This is a genomic window from Streptomyces sp. SPB074 (assembly GCF_000154905.1).
Classification (GTDB): Bacteria; Actinomycetota; Actinomycetes; order Streptomycetales; family Streptomycetaceae; genus Streptomyces.
Genome location: NZ_GG770539.1, coordinates 337310 through 339283, shown reverse-complemented (window position 1 = coordinate 339283; position 1974 = coordinate 337310). Strand labels below are relative to the sequence as shown.

Sequence of the window (1974 nt, the reverse complement as noted above, 5' to 3'; positions counted from 1 at the left end):
CCGGCAGCCGCGCCACGTCCGCGAGGACGAGTGCCCCGTACCGCGCCCGGCCCTTGGCCGCCGCCTCGCGCAGCATCTCCGGTGTCAGGTCCACGCCGAGCACACGGCCCCGGGGCCCCACGCGCTCCCGCAGCGGCGCGAGCGCCCGGCCCGTGCCGCACCCCGCGTCGAGCACCTGGTCGCCGGGCCGCAGCCCGAGAACGCCGGTGGCCGCGTCGTACCGGGGCTGGTCGCCCGGGAACCGGTCCTCCCAGCCCGCCGCGCGCGACCCGAAGAACTCCCGTACCGCCTGACGTGTCTCCTCGCTCATGCCGCCATCCTGCCCGCGCGGCCCACGAAAGCGGGGGGAGCGACCCGGGAACCAGGTCGCTCCCCCCGCTGGGAGGGCTTTCGCTCAGACCGCCGCGGAGGCCGGCGCGCCGACCCCGACGCGTCGTTCGGCGGGGGCGAGCAGCCGCTGCGCCAACTCGCCGAAGAGCAGGCCGAAACCGGTCCACAGCGTGAGCTGGATACCGATCGAGGCGACGCGGAACTGCCACAGGAGCGTCGCGGGGAAATCGTGCCCGACCTCGTTGACGGGCGGCAGGAAGGCGTAGGCGAGGCCGATGACGACGGCGAAGCCCGCGCACGCGACGACCGTCGCCCACCAGTTGCCGAGCGTCGGCGCGAGCCGTTTGCCGATGATCACGGTCGCGAGCGCGAGCAGCACGCTCAGCAGCATCATCAGCCCGTACAAGGCCGTGCGCTTGCCGATCGTGTCGGGATTGCCGACGGCCGGGGGCGTGGCCGGGTACTTGAGGAAGGGCACGACGTAGACGGCGAAGAGGCCGCCCGCCGCCATGAGCGTGGCGGTCGCGCGCGGGCTGAAACGGCCCAGGCGGCCGAGCGCGAAGCAGTAGGCGAGCGCCACGATGCCGCCGAAGGCGACCCCGTAGGCGAGGACACCGGTCGCGAGACCGGCGGTGGACTGGAGGCCGCGGCTGACGACCTCGACCTCGTGCTCGTGGGCGCCGCCTCCCGCGTGGGAGTGCGCCTCCTCCAGGGCGATCGCCGCGTCCACCCGGGGCTCCCCGAGCAGATAGGCGACGACGAAGGCGAGGACCCCGGCGGCGAGACCGGCGAGCATCCCGCGCACGAGGAGCTTCCTGACGATGGCGGAGTTCATGGGAGTAGGAATCCGCCCGTCAGTGGCAGGGGAAGCCGAGCAGGTGCCGGCCGTCGTGCACCCACTCGTGGACGCCCGTGCCGGAGAACAGCGACGTGGCGCCCTGTTCGGCGCCGACGAAGTAGAGCGCGATGAGCAGGAGGAGGCCGACGAAGACCGCCCACGGCAGCACGGTGCGGACCGGCAGCCGAAGAGGGGCCTCGGCGGCGGAAGAGGAGCCCGAAACGGGCGGGGCGGCGGACTGCGCCATGATGGCAAGCCTCCTGGGGAACTCGCGTCCCGGTCGGTGGAGCTTCGATACGCATGACGGGTCTGACTCGCCGGTCCCGGCAGACGCGGGTCCGGCATACAGTGGCGCGACCGCTCCGGGCTCTCACCGGATTCCGTCATGTCGCTTGTAAGGTCATCGGGACGATATCGCTCACCCGTCCGAACGCCAAGTGCGTCCCCCGGACATGAGACATGACAAGCAGTAAAGGCGGGCCGGTATGACGATACGGGTGATCCTTGTCTCGCCCGCCGAGAGCGAGGCGAGCCGTTCCGCCGCCTTCGACGCGGGCACGCCGCTCACGGAGCGGGGACGGAAGGCCGCCGCCGGACTACGGGCGCGCGGCGTGCCGTTGCCCCCGGAGAACGCACGGGCGTGCCGCGCGCCCTCCCCGCGCTGCCACGAGACCGCCGGACTCCTCGGCCACCCCGCCGCCGTCCCCGATCCCGCCCTCGCCGGGCAGGACCCGGGACGCTGGCGAGGGCGCGCGCTCGACGCGGTGGCCGCCGAGGAGCCCGCCGCCCTCGCCGCCTGGCTCTCC

At 73.7% G+C, this 1974-nt stretch carries 4 protein-coding genes and 1 riboswitch; of the genes, 1 reads left to right on the top strand and 3 read right to left on the bottom strand.

Going from position 1 to position 1974, the window contains the following annotated elements:
* The 3 genes from SSBG_RS01410 to SSBG_RS01400 all read right to left on the bottom strand — a co-directional run.
* Positions 1-310 (bottom strand): class I SAM-dependent methyltransferase (locus SSBG_RS01410; protein WP_008744453.1); only part of this gene is annotated, 310 nt, incomplete at its 3' end.
* Positions 311-394: 84 nt separating this feature from the next.
* Positions 395-1165: a CbtA family protein gene (locus tag SSBG_RS01405; protein ID WP_037868662.1), complete on the bottom strand. Its 771-nt coding sequence runs from the start codon at positions 1163-1165 to the stop codon at positions 395-397.
* Between the two features lie 19 nt (positions 1166-1184).
* A complete protein-coding gene (locus tag SSBG_RS01400) occupies positions 1185-1415 on the bottom strand; it encodes a CbtB domain-containing protein (protein WP_008744451.1) in 231 nt (76 codons plus the stop codon).
* A gap of 37 nt (positions 1416-1452) precedes the next feature.
* A riboswitch (cobalamin riboswitch) is annotated at positions 1453-1588 on the bottom strand.
* A gap of 65 nt (positions 1589-1653) precedes the next feature.
* Between SSBG_RS01400 and SSBG_RS01395 the strand changes: the two genes are divergently transcribed.
* Positions 1654-1974, top strand: a 321-nt coding sequence (locus SSBG_RS01395) for a histidine phosphatase family protein (protein ID WP_037868659.1), incomplete at its 3' end; no start/stop codon positions are given.